Genomic DNA, 18,050 nt, shown 5'->3' with positions numbered 1-18,050 from the left:
TTTTGTATATATCGAATGGAGGAAAAAGAAAATGATGTTGGATGTAGGATTGTTGTTGATTCGTTTGGTGATTGGATTGTCGTTCATGGCGCACGGGGCTCAAAAGCTGTTTGGTTGGTTCGGAGGTTACGGGATCAAGGGTACAGGTGGCTGGTTTGAGTCGATGGGCATGAAGCCCGGTGCATTGGTGGCGTTGCTGGCTGGACTCGCGGAATTCGGTGGCGGATTGCTGTTGGCTCTGGGTCTGCTTACACCAGTAGGTGGCATTCTGATTGCATTGACGATGGTCATTGCCATTGTGAAAGTCCATGGAGCGAACGGATACTGGTCCACACAGAACGGATTCGAATATAATCTCGCGATTCTGGTGATTGGTGTAGCGCTGGCATTGACAGGTGGCGGACAATACGCGCTGGATGCATTGATTTTCTAAAACCGATAAATAAAAATGAATGAGGAGTGCCTGGATGCCATGGAAATGGCTGAAGGGTGCTTTTTTTGCAAGTGAAAAGAGAAGAATCTGCGGTAGTAATCGGTTATTTTCGGTACAGATTATGGTACAATAGGAGAGTTGGGTTAAGAAGCAGTTCACGGTATACATGAAAGCACAGATTTGAGGAGGATGAACTCCATTGTAAATGTGTAAAATTAATCTAGTGTGTAAAAACCTAGTACGTAAAAACTCGTGTACAATCAACCGGCCTCGCCGGATTGCATAAAGATTGAATGATGGACCGGCCATGCCGGATTAACGTGAATGAACGGACGAAAGGGATTAAACCTATGAGCAAAGCTGCAAATGATATTCTTCAACAGGAAGTGGACAAACGCCGGACGTTTGCCATTATCTCTCACCCGGATGCGGGTAAAACTACATTGACCGAGAAACTGTTGCTGTTCGGGGGCGCGATTCGCCTTGCGGGAACGGTAAAAGCTCGGAAAGCCAGCAAACACGCAACAAGTGACTGGATGGAAATTGAGAAACAACGGGGGATCTCGGTTACCTCTTCCGTAATGCAATTTGATTATCTGGATCATCGCGTCAACATTTTGGATACACCGGGTCACCAGGATTTCAGTGAAGATACGTATCGTACACTGACGGCTGCCGATAGCGCGGTGATGTTGATTGACGTGGCAAAAGGTGTCGAGGCACAAACGATCAAGTTGTTCCAGGTATGTGCGAAGCGCGGCATTCCAATCTTTACGTTTATCAACAAACTCGACCGTGAGGGTAAAAGCCCATTTGACCTGATGGAAGAACTTGAAAATGTACTGGGTATTCGTTCGGTTCCGATGAACTGGCCTATTGGTACAGGTCGCGAGCTGTGTGGTGTCTATGACCGGATGAAAAATCAGGTGGAGTTGTTCCAAGGGGACGATCACTCAACGATCAAAGTACAAAAGGTAGATGGCTACAAAGATCCGATTATCCGTGAGATGGCAGGAGAATACCTGCATGATCAATTGTGTCAGGATCTGGAGTTGCTGGATATCGCGGGCGACCAATTCGACATGGAGAAAGTTCAACACGGCGAATTGACACCTATTTTCTTCGGTAGTGCGATTAACAATTTCGGCGTACAGACTTTCCTGGAGAACTTCCTGGAACTGGCACCGAAGCCTGAACCACGTCGCAGTACGGCAGGAGAGATTCAGCCAACGAATGAAAAATTCAGCGGTTATGTGTTCAAGATTCAGGCAAACATGAACCCGGCACACCGGGATCGTATTGCGTTCCTTCGTATTGTGTCAGGCAAGTTCCAACGTGGAATGAGTGTGAAGCATACTCGTGTGGGCAAAGAAATCAAGCTGTCACAGCCACAGCAATTCCTGGCACAAGACCGGGATATTGTCGAAGAGGCATATGCTGGCGATATTATCGGTTTGTTCGATCCGGGTATTTTCCGGATTGGCGATTCACTGAGCCAAGGCAGCGAAGTTATTTTTGAGGAATTGCCAACGTTCTCCCCAGAGATTTTCGCCAAAGTTACTGTGAAAAATGCATTGAAACATAAACAGTACCAAAAGGGAATTGATCAGTTGACGGAGGAAGGAACCATTCAGGTGTTCCAGACGGCAAGTTTCGACGAGACTATCCTCGGCGTAATTGGTCAACTTCAGTTCGAGGTATTTGAATACCGGATGAAAGGCGAGTATGGGGTAGACGTACTATTACAACGCATGCCTTATCAGTTCGCTCGCTGGATCGTGGACGAGAATCTGGACCCAAGCAAATTCCGGATTAACTCTGCGCTTGTAAAAGATAAAAAAGGAAATTATGTAGTGCTCTTCGAAAATGAGTACGCAATGAGAACGGCTATGGATAAAAATCCTACAGCTCAATTCCTGGAGACTGCGCCTTAAGTGAAGACAAAAGTATTTCGTGGGAATTGTTAAAAAATTAGTTAAACGTGACAAGCTCATGTGATGAGATAGCTTGTTAAAAATAAGATCCCTCCGCCAATTGGCGGAGGGATCTATTGCTATACACCTTACCTGGAGGCGGGTATGATCCAGCCGAATAAGGGAAAGCTTTCTTTTGCAGACAGAACAAACGTAATGATGGTTACCTTACCCTCCAATGCTTCACTTAGCGAAGCGGTTGAACGGGAATGGTGTGCAGATGCTCCTGCGCGATTTGAATGAGTTCTTCCTGCTTGGCAGGTTCTGTGTTCTTCCAGATCATCTCGAAAATGGCGCCAAGTCCAGGTAATGCAGCTTCCGGTCCATCTACTGAACCTTCAATCATCTCCCGGAGCTGATCATCACTCTTGTCATGAACTTTATGAACAATCGCTTCACGCAGGCTTAATGTAATGGGCATCGCAATTCCCTCCTCGTATATTCGGCTGCTCTAATACTGTTCCCTGGGAAGCGCGAGCGCATTCAAGTTTATCGGGCTTTGTGGTATACTACGAAGGATTATTTACGTTAGCATGGGTATCCGTAATGATGCGTCATGCTGAAGAGCAGCGGGAGGTTAAGACCCTAATGGCCAAGAAACAGTATGCCGTAATTGGTATGGGACGATTCGGATCAAGTGTTGCCAATGCACTGAGTGGCATGGGATTCGACGTGCTGGCAATTGATGCGGACGAGCAGCGGACTCAGGAAATGTCCAATGTGGTGACCCATGCGGTATCGGCAGATTCAACAGATGAAGAAGCGCTGCGTGCGCTGGGCATACGGAATTTCGACGTTGTCGTTGTGGCGATTGGTGAAGATATACAGGCGAGTATTCTGACAACCCTGATATTGAAAGATATGGGTGTACCCGTTCTGATCGTAAAAGCCCAAAATGAGCTTCATGGTAAGGTATTGCAGAAGATTGGGGCGGATAAAGTCATCTATCCTGAGCGGGATATGGGACTGCGCGTAGCCCATCATCTGACCTCGCCTAATATACTGGATTACATCGAGTTATCTGAGGATTACAGCATTTTGGAGATGAGAGCCTCCGAGCAAATGATCGGTAAAAACCTGATGGAATTAAACATCCGTGCACGTTTTGGTTGTAACGTGATGGCGATCCGCAGTGGGAACTCGATGAACATCTCGCCGTACGCTGAGGATCGGATCGAAGCTGGAGATGTGCTGATCATTGTGGGTCACAAGGATCATTTGACGAAAATGGAGCTTGCGTATCCGAAGTGATGGATGCAGATGGGAAGGATGGAAAGATGGATATTGTATCACCGCAAAATACACGTGTAAAAGAATGGGCGCAGTTGCTGGAGAAAAAGCATCGTACCCGTCAACATAAATATATCATTGAGGGCATTCATCTGGTACAGGAAGCATTGCGCGCCGGAGCAGATCTGGAGTGTATTGTGTACGATGGAGAGCAAGGCGTACCGAATGAGCTTGCCGGGCTTGAAAACCCGCTTCAGCGTGTGGAGTGGGTTAGTGTATCTCCTGCGGTTATCGCCAAATGTACGGATACGATGACGCCACAGCCTGTATTCGCGATTGTGCGTAAAGGCAGTGAGCCACTGGAAAGCCTGATCGCAGGAGCACGTGGGCTTGTCGTTGTGCTGGACGGAGTTCAAGACCCGGGTAATGTGGGGACGATCATCCGTAGTGCGGACGCAGCTGGAGCCGCTGGGGTCGTACTTGGCGCGGGCTGTGCTGATGTGTATAACCCAAAGACGATTCGTTCGACGATGGGGTCATTGTTTCATTTGCCCATTGTGGAGGGCCAGTTGGAATCCTTGCTTCCCGAAGCGAAGGCTGCGGGCGTGAAGCTGGTAAGTACTTCTTTGCAGGCAGAGCATTCATGTTATAGTTATGATTTTACGCAGTCGGTATGGCTTGTCATTGGTAACGAAGGCAAGGGTATCTCGGATTCTACGGCACGTTTGGTGGATGATGCGATTACGATTCCGATGCAAGGACAGGCTGAGTCACTTAATGCGGCAATGGCGGCAACGATTTTGTTGTTTGAGGCGATGAGACAGCGGATATTTAACTAACTAATAATTCCTGTCCATTTCCCAATTAACTGTCCCTAACTAAAATTAACTTTCCGCAACTCACCAAAGGCTGGAACCTGGTTGCCGCTTTTCTCGGGCCATGTTCCCAGTCTTTTTGTCTTTCTTTTTGAAGCACCACAGCAGGGATTTTCCATTCAAATCCCGAATAGGTGATATAGTTTCTATTTCTTAAGCTGATGGGCAGGTGTATGAATTGGAAGTGAATAATGGAAAAGGAAACACTCACTTTAGGGAATTTATGACTTGGGCCGGGGAAAAAGGCTGGGACATAATGAGTAAATCCGGTTCGCAGTCACATTTAAACAGCAGCATTACTTCAAGATATAAAGGACTTCCAGATGAATATTTAGAATTTCTAAATGTAGTTGAAAAATGCGTTGCACCGGATGAGCAAACCTGGTTTATTTGTGAGGCTGAGTTCAACAATAGCACGGAGACCGCATTCCAATGGAATGAATTTGAAATGCTTAGTTTGGAGGCAGCAGAGGGTGATTCTATTTGGCAGTCAGAGATAACGGCCTGGTGGGATCATCACTTACCGATCGTAATGTCTGTGGAGGATGGATATTCCTTCTATGCCATTGACTTAACAACCGACAATGGGGCTATTGTACGTGGATGTGAGCCGGAATTTGAAGAGGTTGAAAAGGTATCCGATTCGTTTGGAGAATTTCTGGCATGGATGATGTCGAATTCAGATTAGCGTAGCTAGGAAAGGTTGATGGTTATACTTGTGGCCAGCGGCCTGACATTAGATTATTAAATTAAAGAACTTATGAAACGATATAGGAATTCTTAATTTATGATATAAAAAATGGTATATATAGCGTGATTTTAGTCTCATTTAAGTGTGTTCCAAGCATATTTTCTATATATAAAATAATTGTTTACTGTTCGTTCTAGAAATGATATGCTAACAGCAAGTTAGATCTAACTACTTTTTTTTGCACAATAAAGAACGATCGTTCTAAAAACTGAAATTACACTAATCTGAAGAATATAAGGGAGAGAATAAGATGAAATACACCGTAATCACAGGAGCAAGTTCAGGAATTGGATATGAAACAGCATTGGCATTTGCAGCACGGGGTAAAAACTTGATTTTGGTAGCTAGAAGATTGGATAAGCTTGAAGAACTTAAATCGACTATTCAGGGTATCGATCCTAAAGTGAATGTTGTCGTACACACAAGCGACCTGTCTGTTACCGCAGAGGCGTACACGCTATATAACGATTTGAAGGAATATCAGATTGAGACTTGGATCAATAATGCAGGGCTCGGAGAAGGCTCGTTCATTGCTGAACAGAATTTGGATAAAGTGGAGACGATGCTGCGTGTTAACATCGAATCTTTGACCATTCTATCTACACTGTATGTGCGAGATTATGCGAATGTGGAAGGCACTCAATTGATCAACGTCTCATCCGCACTCGGATATGCCATTGCTGTAGGCAGTGTTGCTTATTCTGCATCGAAATACTACGTTAGTGCCTTCACAGAAGGTCTTGCCAAAGAACTGGAACTGAAAGGTGCAAAACTAAAAGCGAAGATCCTGGCACCAGCGATCACGGAAACAGAATTTGTGCAAAAATCAATAGATGCTGAAGGATTTGATTACAAAGCGAATATGCCCAAATATCACACAGCTAAAGAAATGGCAGGCTTCATGATCGATCTGTATGATCACAATGAAGTGGTTGTAGGGATTGTAGATCAGAACTATGATTTTCAGCTGACAGGTGCAATCTACCCGGTGATTTCAGAATTGAATTAATACAGCAGAATCCAGAGGATACATCTACAAAATCTCAAATAAGAAGAGGAGTACATCCAAATGGAAAAGATATGGAGTAAAACAAAGATTGGTAACATGGAATTGTCTCATCGACTAGCAATGGCACCTATGACACGCAGTAGAGCACAAGAAGATGGTACACCTGGAGAGTTGGCGGCACTTTATTATGCTCAGCGCGCAACGATGGGACTTCTGATTACGGAAGGAACGCAACCTTCCGATGATGGACAGGGATACTTGTGGTCACCTGGCATCTACACCGATAAGCATATTGATGGATGGAAAAAGGTAACGGATGCGGTGCATGAAGCTGGCGGATATGTATACATCCAATTAATGCATGCGGGTCGCATGTCACATCCGGACAATACCCCGCATCATCGTCAACCGGTTGCTCCATCAGCAATCGCACCGGGTGTAGAAATGTTTACGGCTACAGGGATGCAGGATATCCCCGTTCCCCGGGAATTGAGTCAGGAGGATATTCAAACGACCATTGCCGATTTCCGAAAAGCAGCAGCCGCAGCGATCGAAGCAGGGGCGGATGGCGTTGAAATTCATGGGGCCAACGGATACTTGATCAATCAATTTTTAGGAGAAAATTCGAATACACGCACAGATGAGTATGGCGGATCTATTGAAAATCGTGCTCGCTTTGCGATTGAAGTAACCAAAGCCATTGTGAAGGAAATAGGTGCAGAACGGACAGGCTTCCGTATCTCACCAGGCACACCACTGGGTGGAATTCAAGATGGCGAACAAGGTCCTGAACTGTATCGCTATCTTGTAGAAGAATTGGCTCAATTGGATTTGGCTTACCTTCATGTTATGCATCTTGGAGATGAACAACTGCTCCAAGACATTCGTTCGATCTGGCAAAATCCATTGTTGGTCAATCGGGCTGGAAGAACGTTGGAGGATCTCAGTGTCGATTTAGATCGTGGTCTCGCTGATGTGGTACCGGTTGGTGTATGGTCCTTAGCTAATCCAGATTTGGTGGAACGACTTCGACAAGGTGCGCCACTGAATGAAGCAGATACGACAACATTCTTTGGATTGGGAAGTAAGGGCTACACGGATTACCCTACGTTGGAAGAATTAAAGTCGCAAGAGGGGCTACACTAGCACAAAGCATGGAGCATGGCGTACAACTGAATACTGCGCGCCATGTTCCTAGTCAATATGCAAAGGAAGAGGATATATATGATGAGAGCAGTTCAAATACAGAAATACTCTAAAAAAATCCAGGTGGAAATTAATGATATTGCGACACCTCAGATCCAGAGCCATGAGGTTCTTGTCAGAGTAAAAGCAGCGGGTGTAAATCCACTGGATATCTTGAATATGAATGGCAGTGTTCGGATGATTGCCGACTATACGTTACCTTTAACTTTAGGGAATGAATTATCGGGTGTCATTGAAGCTGTCGGTGATGATGTTTTGAATTTTAAAGTGGGTGATAAGGTTTATACAAGGTTACCTCTGAATAAAATTGGTGCTTTTGCTGAATATGCGGCTGTACATGAGGATGCTTTATCCATGATGCCTGAAAATCTATCTTTTATCGAAGCTGCTGCAGTACCCCTTACTGCCTTGACCGCGTATCAAGCATTGCATGATGTGCTCCGAGCGGAACCGAATAAAAAGTTGTTTATTCCTGGCGGAACCGGGGGATTCGGTGCGATGGCTATCCCAATTGCCAAGTCTATGGGATTAACGGTGATTACAAGTGGCAGTGAACGGGGCAGAGCACGTACTTTATCCATTGGAGCAGATAAATTCATTAATTATAAGACCGAGCAGTATGCTGATATTCTGTCGAATATTGATTATGTGATCGATACCTTGGGTGCGGACGAGATCAAAGATGAACTGAGCATTTTGAAACCACAGGGGAAATTAGTCTCTTTGAAGGCAGGACCCAATTATCGCTTTGCAGTGGACAGTCAATTCCCGTTGTGGAAAAGAGCATTGTTTGGTCTCGTAGGTGCACGCCTGGATTCTTTAGCGCGTAAGAATCAAAATGAATATCGTTTTTTATTTGTGCAATCCAGTGGAGTTCAATTGCAAGAGATTACAGCTCTTGTAGAAAAAGAAGACATTAAACCTTCGATCGATTCTACGTATACGTTTGATGACATTGAAAAGGCATTGATTAAAGTGTCCACGGGTCACTCTCAGGGCAAAGTCATTGTTACCTTTTAAAGGCTCGATAAGATCATGCTTATGCTATTTAATGTTCGTTTTCTGAACAGGAGGGAAGGCAATGGCGAGAGGCAAAGAGTTCGAAGAGTCTGTTGTACTGGATAAAGCGATGAGACTTTTTTGGGAACAAGGTTATGAGAAGACGTCTATGACGGATCTGGTTAATCGTATGGGAATTCATCGTAAAAGCTTGTATGACACATTTGGTGATAAACATACCTTGTTTCTAAAGTCAGTAGATCTGTATGATCACAAAATCAGCTCCGCTCTTGCAGCAGGCGTAAAGCGTTCTAAAACGGCAACGGAAGCACTTCAGTTTATATTTCTTTCTTTAATTCATGGAGAGGAATCTCCAGCATCAGGCTGCTTCATTGTTAATTCGACGGTAGAATTGGCGGCACGTGATAAAGACATGAACCACCGATCGACGGAGATGTTTGCAAATACGGAGAAACTAATCAAGGACATTATGGTGTGGGGACAACAAGAAGGTGAATTCACAACGGAGTACAACGCCGAGGTATTGGCGGAATATCTGCATAACGTAAGCATTGGGTTAAGGGGGATGGCCAAGACTTCGATGACCAAGGAAAAACTGCTTCGTATAGCGATGCTATCCATGGATCTCATACTAAGGTAGTCTATTTGTTACTATTATAGAATGTTCATTCTAATTGATGTTCCAGATGAAACATATTTTATAGAAAAGAGAGGCAGGTCACGATATGAGAAAGACAGTTCTAATCACAGGGGTATCGGGTGGGATCGGTAAAGAGTTAGCAAATCGGTTTGCCAAAGGTGGACATCATATTGTGCTGGTAGCACGAAGCGAGGGTAAAATACAGGATCTAGCTCAGGAGTATCAGAAAAAGTATGGTATTCGGACAACGGTTATTGCCAAAGATGTAGCGGCACCTGGGGTACCACAGGAGATTTATCATGAGCTGAAGGAAAAGGGCATTGTTGTTGACTATCTTGTCAACAATGCAGGTTTCGGTCTGTTCGGGACGTTTATGGAAACGGATATGGAACAAGAAGTTAATATGATTGACGTGAATATCAAGGCTTTAACCGTCATGACAAAGCTATTCTTGCCGGATATGATCCAACGTGGACAAGGCGGAGTGATGAATGTGGCTTCATTGGTAGGCTTTTTCCCTGGACCGATGATGTCGGTATATTATGCGACGAAAGCGTATGTGCTATCGTTCACTGAAGCTTTGGAGAATGAAGTAAACGGTACTGGTGTTACGGTGACAGCACTGTGTCCAGGTCTGACATCTACCGGATTTGTGGATCGTTCGGGTATGGGTGTCTCGAAGATGTTGCAGGGTCCGATTATGGAAGCTGGACAGGTGGCCGAAGAAGGGTATCGAGGCTTCTTACGTGGCAAGACGTTAATTATGCCTGGAGCTCGGAACCGATTCATCGCGTTTATGCCGCGGTTGTTGCCGCGTAAGATGATGACTCGCATAATTAGATCCTCACAGGACAAGACAGGACATTAAACATATAAAGAGGATAAATCAAGTCCTCCTCAAGTCGATCGATACACGTTGTCCTTCATCTTGTCTTTTACGACAAACATACACAAAAACAGGAGGGAAGCTGAAAGGCACAAATTGAATTTTCTCCATCTCAAATAACTCAGCTAATTGTTTCCTCATATGAAGGGAGTACTGGTATAAAACTAACGTGCCTCCAGGTCGGAGCGCTGTATGGATCTGTGACAGGATGTTTTGTCTCATTTCTCTGGAAAAATTAAAAAAGGGCAGTCCGCAAATGATGCTATCCAACTGATGGATATATTCTTGATTGATCCTTTTTAATAGATAGGATGCATTGGAATGGAACATGAATTCAGGATATGTTTTCTTCAGATTACTTCTCATTTTGGGGTCTCTTTCAAATAAAAACACGGTTGCAGATTTCGGTAAATGTGCTCTCATGAGATGTGTGACGGCCCCTGTTCCTGGCCCCAGCTCAGCAATGGTTCTTACCTCATCCCATCGTACAGACTGGACAATTTTCTTAGCCAAATATTTGGAGCTGGGGAGGACACTGCCTACTCGTTTGGGGTTCCTCAGAAATCCTTGCAGAAAAAGAAGTGGTTCGAATGTTTTCATCGCGGTATCCTCCATTATCAATGCTATTGATGTATCACTGGATGTTAGAAGGCAAGCTTAGTTGGAATATAAATACGTTACGCGTATGTTTTAGTGTTAAAGTCCCCTGATGTAAATCCGCAATATTTCTCGCAATAGAAAGTCCTAGACCAGATCCTGATTGAATACCTTCGCTATTCCTCGAATAATCCACCTTATAAAAGCGATCAAACAGTCTGTTTTTTTGTTCTATCGTTAGTGGTATGCCTTTATTCTCTACTTCAATGGTAACGTGATTATGCTGCACACTCATTCGAACATGAATCGTGCCCGGTTTAAAGGAATACTTGAGTGCATTCATGAGGAGATTGTCGATGGCTCGAGCGATCTTATCACTATCCAGGGAAACCATGATTGGAGCATTACCGAGTGTTTTTTCAATACGAATCCCATGCTCCTGAGCTAAAGGTTCGAATTCAAACAACAATTGGTCCAATAGCTGACAGAAGTCAATATTTTTCAAATCCAATTGGGTGTTCACTTCGTTAAGACGCGTATATTCAAATAAATCATCGAGTAACTTCTTCAAATGCGTTGCTTTGTTATAGGTATTTTGGATGAAACGATCATACTCTGCTTTGTCTTGAAATGATTCTGATTTGAGAAGCTCAATATAGCCAATTATGCTGGTAAGCGGTGTACGCAGGTCATGTGAGATGCCAGTGATCATGTCCATCTTGGATTGCTCCAATTCGCGTTCTTTAGCAATCTGTTGCTTTAACTGTTCTGTCATATGATTGATGTTGGAAGCAACGCGTCCAAGTTCATCTTGTCGATTAACGGGCACCCTATAATTCAGATTTCCTTCAGATATGATTTGAAGTCCTTGCTCTAATGTAATGAGATCTCTCACAATTTTTCGTGTGGAAAACAAAAAAAATAACGTGAAAATTACGATAAAGATTGGTGTTAGAACGTAAGGGAAAATGTAGAGGAGCGAAGGCCAATTAAATCTTTCACTAATTTTTGCGGCAGCTATGATCAACATATTATTTACACCCACAGAGCCAACAAACGAAATCAATAAACTGATCAACATTTGATATAGGATGTTAATCTGTATCTTTTTTTTAAAATGTGGTAATCGTTTAATCAATTTTATATCCCACTCCCCATACCGTTTTAATGTAATGAGGTTCCCGCGGATTTACTTCCAATTTCTCTCGCAGGTTACGAATGTGGACCATCACCGTATTATCTGAATACCCGTAAGGTTCTTTCCATACGGTTTCGTAAATTTTCTCGGAGCTAAATACTTGTCCAGGATGGCTGGCAAGCAACACCAGAATGGAGAACTCCAGTGGTGTAAGCGAAATGTCATTATCTTGGAGCTTCACAGAATGTTTACTGGTATCAATGACAAGGTCCTTGATCAGGATAAGTGAATTGGATTCTGGTTTTCCGATCAGTGTTTGACGTCGTAACTGAGCTTTAACGCGAGCCAGCAATTCTAGTGGATTAAACGGTTTGACCATGTAATCATCGGCCCCGGTAGTCAGGCCCGTGATTTTATCAATGTCTTCTTCCTTAGCGGATAACATAATAATGGGAGTGGGTGATACTTCTCTTATTTGGAAGCAGGCTTTGATTCCATCCATAATGGGCATCATGACATCCAGTATTACGAGTTGGACCGATGTTGTTTTGATAATATTTAGCGCTTCCTCACCATTGGCTGCTTCTATGACATGATATCCTTCGTTACGTAAATAGACATGAATGACATCCCGGATATCGGGTTCATCATCAACAACAAGAACGGTATTCATAATTGAACACTCCTTAAAAATTTGGATAACATCAGTGTAAACGATAGTCCGGAATGTTTAAATTGTTTCCTTTTTGCGACAGACATAAACGAACGCAGAAGGTATATTCAAAGGCACGAATTCTATTTTTTCGATGATAAAGTGTTCGGATAATGTTTTTTTCATTTGAAGTGAATATTGAAAGGCGATGAATAATCCTCCAGGTTTGAGTGCCTTATAGATCTGGTCTACCAACGTATTTCTTAATTCAGGCTCAAAGTTGAAAAACGGCAATCCGCTAAAAATGTAATCCAGTTGCTGAATGCCCTCTTGATTCATGGATTCTACCAATCGAGCGGCGTCTGCATAACAGGAGAACTCCGGGTATGTCGTCTTAAGAGTATTCCTCATCGTTTCGTTCATCTCAAACAATAGGACTTTGGTGGAATCGTGTACTTGTTGATGAATATAACGAGTGATCGGACCTGTACCCGATCCAAGCTCGGCGACTGCTTTTGCCTCTAGCCAAGAGACTTGCTTCACCATTTTGCTGGCGAGAAACCGGGAACTGGGTATGACACTGCCAACATGTTTAGGGCTTTGCAGAAAGCTTTTCAGAAATAAAATGGATTCATTGGAATTCATGTTTGTGGTTCCTCCGTATATGTGATGGTATGTTATCCAAACCAGTTAGAAATGGAATAATTGAAGCGTAGAAAGAATGGGACCGCCGAAGTAGATTCCCGCTGTAAAATACGTTATGGTCCATAACAAAGCACTGGAATAGGAGATGAGAGCAAATTTTCTATACTGCACGCCGCTCAGTCCAATGACCAAAGGGAGAACATATCGCACGATTGGAATGAACAAACCGATGCACATTGCCCAATTGCCACTTTTATTCAGAATCAGTTCGGCCTTGACGAAGTGTTTATGATGTTGAAATCTGTGTTTTATCTTGGTTCCAAATAACCTCCCTGCAAAATAGGCAAAGGTAATGGCTGTTAATAGTCCTGATAAAATACAGAAGTATGTGATCCATGAATTGATAACCCCCGTGTGACTCAAAATGGCACCGCTAATAATCGTGATTTCATTTGGGATTGGAATACCGAAAGGCCCTAATGAGAGGGCAAAATAAAAAATCAGATAACCATACTGATGAAGTAGCTCTAAGATCGTATTACTGATCATTGTTTTGCCTCCTCTCTTGTTGATATTGACATCATAATGAAAAAAACTAAGGAATTAATGAGCATATTTCTGAAGAAAATCTAAAGAATACATAAGCAAAGCCAAACAACTTATGTTTAAGAGAAAAAAGCCTTGCCAACGTACTGGCAAGACTTGAACAGGTAGAACTATTCAGAAGCGGTGATCAAGTGATATGAATTTCTGAATATCAAATAAAGTATGCCTCAAAAAGGAACGTATAAGCTAGCTCGAGTTGATTACCTATATCTTTATCTGTAAGGAAGAGGATGAGCATCAAAGAAGAGCCGAGACGTCATAATGACGACTCAGCTCTTTTTTTATGTCCCAGGGGATCAGACTTCTTTGAATCAGCTTATTGTAGGAAGTAGAACCATCTGAATTTGGTACCAGCAACAATAAACAAAACAATCCATCCCCATAAAAACAACAAACGTAGAGGTCGTGGAATCAGGAGATATTCTGAGTACAATTTGCTGAAAAGTTTCATTACAGTAGTGACCACCCCTGCTAAGTTACTCCCTTATATCCGCTTTCGAAAGAAAAAGAGACGATAAGATAACCAAGATCCCAATAAGTCTGTATACCGTGGCGTAGGCCTCGAGGTTACTTCTGGCGATTACAAATCCGATGATCGAAATAAGATAATATCAAAAGACCAAAGGCGGATCTTATAACTCAGACGAAAAACCTCCAATTATATCAAAATTAGTTATATTATATCATGATAAACACCAGAGGACCTTTTTGTATCAGATTCAGCCATACCTACTCATTCAATAAATAAATCGAACGATATGATGCTGGCATGCCAATATATAGTGTAAGGAGGAGGGGAATGGATAATGAGTGAACAAGATGAGTACATAGAACTTGTAACGTTAATACGGACGGGGCATGAAGAAGCATATGGAGAATTATATGAGAAAACAGTGACGAGGATATATCAAACTGTGCGATTTCTCATCAAGGACAAGTCTGACGCGGAGGATGTCGTACAGGAGATTTACATTCAGGCGTATCGGTCATTGGCGAGATATGATGCGGAGCGTGCTTTTCGTCCCTGGTTAATGGGGGTGACGATGCGACAGGTTCAGAGTTATCGACGCAAAAGATTGATGCAGTTTCGTTTTGGCAAGCGGATCGAGAAATCTGACGTTGGTATGGAATATGATTTTTCCACTGATCTGGTCAACAAACTGGCAAATCGTCCTCTGCTGGAACAGGTGCACCGTTTGCCGTACAAGCTGCAGCAGGTGGTTACACTTCATTATTTGAATGAATACACGCAAGAGGAGATTGCTGGCATATTGGAGATTCCGCTTGGAACCGTAAAATCGCGCATACATGCGGCGCTGGCGAAGTTAAGACAGAAAGAGAAGATGAATCCAAGGTTGCGGGGAAAGGTGGAGGATCTGCATGAAACTCGATGAACAGTTGCGAACAGCCTACCAGGAAGAGACCAAAGACTGGTCCGTTCCTACGAGGATTAAACATAAAATGATGGATGGTATTCGAAGTAATTCGCACATCAGAAGAAATCGAAAAAAATGGCTGATCACTGGACTATTAGCTGTTGTGCTCATTATTCCCACCGGAGCCTACGCAGGATACACCTATCTCGCAGACGGAATATATGGTTCGCAGGAGAATATCAAAGCTATGGGGGGAACAGCTGAGGATTATATGAGGTTGGAAGCAAAGCTGCAGACGGCCAAGGCCCATTTCAGCGAAGAAGAATTTGTTCAATATATGGACTTGCTGAAGCAATTAGGGCAAATGGCCGTGAAGTATGCCGATTCTCAGGGCAATATGCATCCAGAGCAGTGGAGTACAGTGGAGCAGGAACGATATAACCTTCTTGTAGCTGAGTTGGAACCGTTTTTTGAGAAGCTGGAAGCTGTGAGTGTAGGGTCCTCCAAAAAACTGATGGACGAGCAGCAATTTTGGACGGAACAGTTGGAACAGGCAGAGAAGACATTCACCAAGGAACAATATCGTGAGTTCAAGTCTGTCTATGAACAAATGAAAAAATACAAAGTTATGGTGATGGACAAGGATGGAAGTACCCATGAGGAACGATTGTCAGCGGAACAGAAGGATGATTTAAGGCAGCTAGAGAGACGCCTAATTCCCTATTTGAAACGGTTGGAGCTCAATGTGCGTTGAATCGGGTGAACTGTGAAGAGGAGCAGAAGCGGAGAAGTGAATTCTTTCGCTTCTTTCTTGTTGTTGTGATCCATTACTTCCTCCCCTGCACCTTCAGCCGATATTGATGTGGTGTAGAGCCTGTGGTAGAACGGAATAATTTGCAAAAGTAAGAGGGGCTGGTCATACCGACACGGTGACCGATTTCGGGAACGGTGAGCGAGGACCGAGTGAGCAGCACACAGGCATGACGAATGCGGGTGGCTTGAGCATAAGCAACGATTGTGGTTCCGGTCGCTTTTTTGAAAACATGAGACAGATGATAGGGAGATAAATGAAGTGTATCTGCGATATCCCCCAAACGAAAAGGCTCATGGTAATGCTGTTCAATCCATTGCATGATGGCTTCGGCATGAGGGTGAAGAACGTTTGCACTGGACGAGAGTACATCTTGGGAGCGGTGTTGCTGCCCCTCCCGCCAAAGATAGCGAAGTTGTACGAGCAGATCCAATAAAAAGAGGCGTGTATCCTCCTCTACTTCGTGAGGTAGCAGACCTGGATACGAATCTGCATATTGTTCCATTCGTTCAACGAGTGGGGATGTGGCAGCAAGTCGGATGGGCTGAATGGGGGATTGCTCTTCCAGCAGATCCTGTATGAAGTCGTGAGTAACGATAAATTGGGGCCAATGTGCCTTCAGTAGATCAAGTTCAACCATGAGTACATTTCGAATGAAAGGCTGCTGTCTGGATACTTGAATCTGGATGTGGTGCAATTGAAAAGGTCGAAAAATCATGAGCATACCGGGTTCAAGGGAGAAAACCTGACCTTCGGTTATCAACTGCCCATATCCTTCGTGAATATAGGTTATCTCCAGCTGCGAATGAGCATGGAACACTTCGCGAGACGTAGTGTTGGATGTACGACGACAGACCAGATTAAATTGTTCTCCCAGAAAGATGGACTTCATGAATGCCTCCCTTATCATGCGCAAGATAGTTTTATTTTAGCACAAGATGAACGCATAAAAGCGCTTTATTATTGTGTATTGTGAAGGGAATAAGGGAGGTATGCAACGATGTTAAAAGTGGCTATTATCGGAGCAGGTGCAATTAGTGGAGCACATATCTCAGCATATATGGCGTTCCCTGAGCGATGTCAGATTGTTGCTGTGGTCGATATCTACGTGGAAAAAGCACAGAAGCGAATTAATGAATATGGTCTGGAAGGTGCACAAGCTGTCACGGATTACACAGAGTTACTTGCCCAAAACATTGATCTGGTATCAGTCTGTACACCACCGTATACGCATGCTCCCATTGCGTGTGACTTCATGCAAGCAGGTGCACATGTGTTGGTTGAAAAACCGATGGCTTCTTCCCTGGAGGAAGCGGATCTGATGTTGAGAGCATCGCAAGCAAGTGGCAAGTTGTTATCCGTAGTAGCACAGAATCGTTTTACGACACCAATGATGAAGTTAAAAGGTGTGCTGGACAGTAAACGGATGGGACCGATTGTACATGTGCAGGTTGATTCGTTCTGGTGGCGTGGCCACAATTATTATGATCTGTGGTGGCGCGGGACATGGGAAAAAGAAGGCGGAGGCTGTACCCTTAATCATGCGGTGCATCATATTGATGCCATGCTCTGGATGATGGGACCTCCAGTGGAACTACAGGCGATGATGGCAAATACGGCACATGATAATGCCGAAGTTGAGGATATATCCATGGCGATGCTTCGCTTCCAGGAAGGGGCGCTTGGCATGATTACCAGTTCCGTCGTACATCACGGAGAGGAGCAGCAGTTAATTTTTCAGGGCAAAGAAGCCCGGGTATCTGCACCTTGGAAAGTCGTTGCTTCTACCGCGCGGAATAACGGATTTCCGGAACCGAATCGAGAGTTGGAACACCAGATTCAGAAGCTCGCCGACGAATTACCAGATGTTATTCATGTCGGTCACGCTGGGCAAGTTGAGAATGTGTTAAATGCTATTGAGACAGGATCTCCCCTTCTGGTGGATGGCCAAAGTGGTCGGAATACGCTTGAACTGATTGTGGGTATCTATAAGTCGGCAAGTACGGGAGAAAAGGTTGTTTTTCCACTTGGGTCGGAAGACGCGTTTTACACAAGAGAAGGAATTATGCAACATGCCGTACACTTTTATGAAAAAAAGACGACTGTGGACAACTTCGAGGATTCGAGTATTACACTCGGGAGCAAGTTGGATTCGTAGTATTTTACGTGAAAAAGATGCTCCTCACATAAGTGAGAATGGGC

Annotated in this window: 20 protein-coding genes; 13 read left to right on the top strand and 7 right to left on the bottom strand. The window is 43.9% G+C overall.

Going from position 1 to position 18,050, the window contains the following annotated elements; translation table 11 throughout:
* The first annotated feature begins 34 nt into the window (after positions 1–34).
* Complete coding sequence (locus tag NSQ20_RS26665) at positions 35–433, top strand: DoxX family protein (protein WP_024634146.1); 399 nt, start codon at positions 35–37, stop codon at positions 431–433.
* Between the two features lie 350 nt (positions 434–783).
* Positions 784–2,367 (top strand): peptide chain release factor 3, encoded by a 1,584-nt coding sequence (locus NSQ20_RS26660; protein ID WP_338709003.1) that lies wholly within the window; start codon positions 784–786, stop codon positions 2,365–2,367.
* A gap of 226 nt (positions 2,368–2,593) precedes the next feature.
* Here the strand turns inward: NSQ20_RS26660 and sspI are convergent, their stop codons facing one another.
* Positions 2,594–2,827, bottom strand: coding sequence for a small acid-soluble spore protein SspI (sspI, locus tag NSQ20_RS26655; RefSeq protein ID WP_036673259.1), 234 nt, complete (start codon positions 2,825–2,827; stop codon positions 2,594–2,596).
* A 128-nt stretch (positions 2,828–2,955) separates the two neighbouring features.
* Here sspI and NSQ20_RS26650 point away from each other — a divergent pair, with 128 nt between their 5' ends.
* The 8 genes from NSQ20_RS26650 (at position 2,956) to NSQ20_RS26615 (ending at position 10,005) form a co-directional block, all read left to right on the top strand.
* Entirely contained in the window at positions 2,956–3,657 is a 702-nt protein-coding gene (locus tag NSQ20_RS26650) for a TrkA family potassium uptake protein (protein ID WP_076254620.1), read from the top strand.
* Between the two features lie 26 nt (positions 3,658–3,683).
* Entirely contained in the window at positions 3,684–4,475 is a 792-nt protein-coding gene (locus NSQ20_RS26645; protein ID WP_338707006.1) for an RNA methyltransferase, read from the top strand.
* 220 nt (positions 4,476–4,695) lie between these two features.
* On the top strand, positions 4,696–5,199 hold the full coding sequence (locus NSQ20_RS26640; RefSeq protein WP_179088731.1) for an SMI1/KNR4 family protein: 504 nt from the start codon (positions 4,696–4,698) through the stop codon (positions 5,197–5,199).
* Positions 5,200–5,512: 313 nt separating this feature from the next.
* Positions 5,513–6,271, top strand: a complete 759-nt coding sequence (locus NSQ20_RS26635; protein WP_076320410.1) for an SDR family NAD(P)-dependent oxidoreductase — start codon at positions 5,513–5,515, stop codon at positions 6,269–6,271.
* Between the two features lie 60 nt (positions 6,272–6,331).
* The gene (locus tag NSQ20_RS26630) at positions 6,332–7,417 is read left to right on the top strand and encodes an alkene reductase (protein WP_076320411.1); all 1,086 of its coding nucleotides are present in this window, start codon (positions 6,332–6,334) and stop codon (positions 7,415–7,417) included.
* An 81-nt stretch (positions 7,418–7,498) separates the two neighbouring features.
* Positions 7,499–8,497, top strand: coding sequence for an NADP-dependent oxidoreductase (locus NSQ20_RS26625; RefSeq protein WP_340033065.1), 999 nt, complete (start codon positions 7,499–7,501; stop codon positions 8,495–8,497).
* Positions 8,498–8,558: 61 nt separating this feature from the next.
* Entirely contained in the window at positions 8,559–9,137 is a 579-nt protein-coding gene (locus tag NSQ20_RS26620; protein WP_076320413.1) for a TetR/AcrR family transcriptional regulator, read from the top strand.
* Between the two features lie 85 nt (positions 9,138–9,222).
* Complete coding sequence (locus NSQ20_RS26615; RefSeq protein ID WP_076320414.1) at positions 9,223–10,005, top strand: SDR family oxidoreductase; 783 nt, start codon at positions 9,223–9,225, stop codon at positions 10,003–10,005.
* Between the two features lie 18 nt (positions 10,006–10,023).
* Here the strand turns inward: NSQ20_RS26615 and NSQ20_RS26610 are convergent, their stop codons facing one another.
* The 5 genes from NSQ20_RS26610 to NSQ20_RS26590 are packed head-to-tail and all read right to left on the bottom strand — an operon-like array spanning position 10,024 to position 13,604.
* A complete protein-coding gene (locus tag NSQ20_RS26610) occupies positions 10,024–10,623 on the bottom strand; it encodes a methyltransferase domain-containing protein (RefSeq protein ID WP_076320415.1) in 600 nt (199 codons plus the stop codon).
* A gap of 34 nt (positions 10,624–10,657) precedes the next feature.
* Positions 10,658–11,701, bottom strand: coding sequence for a HAMP domain-containing sensor histidine kinase (locus NSQ20_RS26605; RefSeq protein WP_340033064.1), 1,044 nt, complete (start codon positions 11,699–11,701; stop codon positions 10,658–10,660).
* Positions 11,702–11,750: 49 nt separating this feature from the next.
* Positions 11,751–12,431, bottom strand: a complete 681-nt coding sequence (locus tag NSQ20_RS26600) for a response regulator transcription factor (protein WP_076319843.1) — start codon at positions 12,429–12,431, stop codon at positions 11,751–11,753.
* Between the two features lie 57 nt (positions 12,432–12,488).
* Positions 12,489–13,055: a methyltransferase domain-containing protein gene (locus NSQ20_RS26595; protein ID WP_076319842.1), complete on the bottom strand. Its 567-nt coding sequence runs from the start codon at positions 13,053–13,055 to the stop codon at positions 12,489–12,491.
* Positions 13,056–13,100: 45 nt separating this feature from the next.
* Positions 13,101–13,604: a DedA family protein gene (locus NSQ20_RS26590; RefSeq protein WP_076319841.1), complete on the bottom strand. Its 504-nt coding sequence runs from the start codon at positions 13,602–13,604 to the stop codon at positions 13,101–13,103.
* Between the two features lie 863 nt (positions 13,605–14,467).
* Here NSQ20_RS26590 and NSQ20_RS26585 point away from each other — a divergent pair.
* Together NSQ20_RS26585 and NSQ20_RS26580 are read left to right on the top strand one after the other, a co-directional pair.
* Positions 14,468–15,055: a sigma-70 family RNA polymerase sigma factor gene (locus NSQ20_RS26585; RefSeq protein WP_076319840.1), complete on the top strand. Its 588-nt coding sequence runs from the start codon at positions 14,468–14,470 to the stop codon at positions 15,053–15,055.
* Positions 15,042–15,791, top strand: coding sequence for a DUF3600 domain-containing protein (locus tag NSQ20_RS26580; protein ID WP_076319839.1), 750 nt, complete (start codon positions 15,042–15,044; stop codon positions 15,789–15,791). Before NSQ20_RS26585 ends, NSQ20_RS26580 begins: the two co-directional genes overlap by 14 nt.
* A 73-nt stretch (positions 15,792–15,864) precedes the next feature.
* On the opposite strand, the gene NSQ20_RS26575 is transcribed toward NSQ20_RS26580, so the two are convergent.
* The gene (locus NSQ20_RS26575; protein ID WP_076319838.1) at positions 15,865–16,740 is read right to left on the bottom strand and encodes an AraC family transcriptional regulator; all 876 of its coding nucleotides are present in this window, start codon (positions 16,738–16,740) and stop codon (positions 15,865–15,867) included.
* Positions 16,741–16,848: 108 nt separating this feature from the next.
* On the opposite strand from NSQ20_RS26575, the gene NSQ20_RS26570 reads away from it, so the two are divergent.
* Complete coding sequence (locus NSQ20_RS26570; protein ID WP_076319837.1) at positions 16,849–18,006, top strand: Gfo/Idh/MocA family oxidoreductase; 1,158 nt, start codon at positions 16,849–16,851, stop codon at positions 18,004–18,006.
* The last annotated feature ends 44 nt before the right edge of the window (positions 18,007–18,050 follow it).

Origin of the sequence: Paenibacillus sp. FSL K6-1122 (assembly GCF_037977015.1) — a bacterium.
Taxonomy (GTDB): Bacteria; Bacillota; Bacilli; order Paenibacillales; family Paenibacillaceae; genus Paenibacillus; species Paenibacillus amylolyticus.
Note: the sequence above shows the minus strand (reverse complement) of the source record. Positions and strands in the feature narration are given on the sequence as shown.

Excerpts from the sequence above, each read along its gene's own strand:
- NSQ20_RS26665 (WP_024634146.1), top strand. The coding sequence starts at position 35 with ATGTTGGATGTAGGATTGTTGTTGATTCGTTTGGTGATTGGATTGTCG.
- NSQ20_RS26660 (WP_338709003.1), top strand. The coding sequence starts at position 784 with ATGAGCAAAGCTGCAAATGATATTCTTCAACAGGAAGTGGACAAACGC.
- sspI (WP_036673259.1), bottom strand. The coding sequence starts at position 2,827 with ATGCCCATTACATTAAGCCTGCGTGAAGCGATTGTTCATAAAGTTCAT.
- NSQ20_RS26650 (WP_076254620.1), top strand. The coding sequence starts at position 2,956 with ATGCGTCATGCTGAAGAGCAGCGGGAGGTTAAGACCCTAATGGCCAAG.
- NSQ20_RS26645 (WP_338707006.1), top strand. The coding sequence starts at position 3,684 with ATGGATATTGTATCACCGCAAAATACACGTGTAAAAGAATGGGCGCAG.
- NSQ20_RS26635 (WP_076320410.1), top strand. The coding sequence starts at position 5,513 with ATGAAATACACCGTAATCACAGGAGCAAGTTCAGGAATTGGATATGAA.
- NSQ20_RS26630 (WP_076320411.1), top strand. The coding sequence starts at position 6,332 with ATGGAAAAGATATGGAGTAAAACAAAGATTGGTAACATGGAATTGTCT.
- NSQ20_RS26625 (WP_340033065.1), top strand. The coding sequence starts at position 7,499 with ATGAGAGCAGTTCAAATACAGAAATACTCTAAAAAAATCCAGGTGGAA.
- NSQ20_RS26620 (WP_076320413.1), top strand. The coding sequence starts at position 8,559 with ATGGCGAGAGGCAAAGAGTTCGAAGAGTCTGTTGTACTGGATAAAGCG.
- NSQ20_RS26615 (WP_076320414.1), top strand. The coding sequence starts at position 9,223 with ATGAGAAAGACAGTTCTAATCACAGGGGTATCGGGTGGGATCGGTAAA.
- NSQ20_RS26610 (WP_076320415.1), bottom strand. The coding sequence starts at position 10,623 with ATGAAAACATTCGAACCACTTCTTTTTCTGCAAGGATTTCTGAGGAAC.
- NSQ20_RS26605 (WP_340033064.1), bottom strand. The coding sequence starts at position 11,701 with ATGTTGATCAGTTTATTGATTTCGTTTGTTGGCTCTGTGGGTGTAAAT.
- NSQ20_RS26600 (WP_076319843.1), bottom strand. The coding sequence starts at position 12,431 with ATGAATACCGTTCTTGTTGTTGATGATGAACCCGATATCCGGGATGTC.
- NSQ20_RS26595 (WP_076319842.1), bottom strand. The coding sequence starts at position 13,055 with ATGAATTCCAATGAATCCATTTTATTTCTGAAAAGCTTTCTGCAAAGC.
- NSQ20_RS26590 (WP_076319841.1), bottom strand. The coding sequence starts at position 13,604 with ATGATCAGTAATACGATCTTAGAGCTACTTCATCAGTATGGTTATCTG.
- NSQ20_RS26585 (WP_076319840.1), top strand. The coding sequence starts at position 14,468 with ATGAGTGAACAAGATGAGTACATAGAACTTGTAACGTTAATACGGACG.
- NSQ20_RS26580 (WP_076319839.1), top strand. The coding sequence starts at position 15,042 with ATGAAACTCGATGAACAGTTGCGAACAGCCTACCAGGAAGAGACCAAA.
- NSQ20_RS26575 (WP_076319838.1), bottom strand. The coding sequence starts at position 16,740 with ATGAAGTCCATCTTTCTGGGAGAACAATTTAATCTGGTCTGTCGTCGT.
- NSQ20_RS26570 (WP_076319837.1), top strand. The coding sequence starts at position 16,849 with ATGTTAAAAGTGGCTATTATCGGAGCAGGTGCAATTAGTGGAGCACAT.